This is a genomic window from Xanthomarina spongicola (genome assembly GCF_003148645.1).
GTDB classification, from domain to species: domain Bacteria; phylum Bacteroidota; class Bacteroidia; order Flavobacteriales; family Flavobacteriaceae; genus Xanthomarina; species Xanthomarina spongicola.
Genome location: NZ_QGGP01000028.1, coordinates 1 through 1,213 on the forward strand (window position 1 = coordinate 1; position 1,213 = coordinate 1,213).

Genomic DNA, 1,213 nt, shown 5'->3' on the forward strand with positions numbered 1-1,213 from the left:
CTTAAGTTTGTAATTCACTAAATTTAAGTAATAATCAGAAAGAACAAAAGAGAGAATTAAGGTTACTATACACGGTGAAGCATTTAGACTTCGGCAACATTGATAATCCTCTCTCTTTTACTACTTAAACTTCGTTCAGTTCTGTGAGACCTAGATCTCGTTTTCAAGTTGTTGAAATGTGAGTAGCATCTGTTCTTTCCAAAATTCAGTTCTTATGACTAAAGATAGAAAAATTTATGGTATTGACATCAGTAAATCTGTGTTTGATGTTTATAATGAGAATACAGGTCATTATCAACTAAAGAATGATGTGTCTGGCTTTAAAACACTATTAAAAGGCTTACCAAGAGCAGCATTAGTTGTTATGGAAGCTACAGGATATTATCATTACCGATTAGCTCAGTTTTTACATAAAAACGGTGTATTGGTTTCTGTAGTAAATCCGTTATCGGTTAAGCGTTTTATTCAAATGAAGTTAGCAAAAGTAAAAACAGATAAGAGCGATGCTAAATCTATTTGTGAGTATGGCGAGTTTAATGATGTGTCTTTGTATAATGCTTTAACAGATGTCCAGAGTGAATGCTTGCAACTCTTTAGACTGTTGGATAGTTACGTAAAGAAGAGCACAGCAACCAAGAACAAGATTCATGGCGAAAAGACATTAGGTGTTCCGTCAAAAACGGTTTATAGTTCATTAAAAAGAGACTTAAAACACTTGCAAAAAGAGATATTGGTTATAGAGAACAGACTATTGGAGTTAGTAAAACAAGATCAGCAACACCAACTAACCTTATTGCAAACTATACCAGGAATAGGCTTAAAAACGGCCTTGTTTTTAATAGTAGTAACAGATGGGTTCAAGAAATTTGAAACGGCATCACAGCTATGTAGTTATGTTGGAATTACACCCACGATACGGGAATCAGGTAGTAGTGTAAGAGGGAGAAGTAGAATTAGTAAAGTGGGTAATAAGAAATTAAGGAATCTACTATTTTTAGCAGCGTTTTCAGCTTGTAAATATAATAAAGCATGTAAGGCACTTTTTGATAGGATTGTAGCTAAAGGAAAGAGTAAGAAATTAGCATTAATTGCGGTGGCCAATAAGCTGTTAAAGCAAGCCTTTGCTATCGCAAAGAGTGGTTTGTCATACGATGAAAACTTTGTTTCAAAATTAGCTTAAAATTGTTTGTTTTTTAACTCAGTTCTTTGTTGT

Annotated in this window: 1 protein-coding gene; it reads left to right on the top strand. The window is 33.6% G+C overall.

Going from position 1 to position 1,213, the window contains the following annotated elements; translation table 11 throughout:
* Nucleotides 1-214 precede the first annotated feature (214 nt).
* The gene (locus tag LX78_RS14690) at nt 215-1,180 is read left to right on the top strand and encodes an IS110 family RNA-guided transposase (RefSeq protein ID WP_109683530.1); all 966 of its coding nucleotides are present in this window, start codon (nt 215-217) and stop codon (nt 1,178-1,180) included.
* Nucleotides 1,181-1,213 lie beyond the last annotated feature (33 nt).

Excerpts from the sequence above, each read along its gene's own strand:
- LX78_RS14690 (WP_109683530.1), top strand. The coding sequence starts at position 215 with ATGACTAAAGATAGAAAAATTTATGGTATTGACATCAGTAAATCTGTG.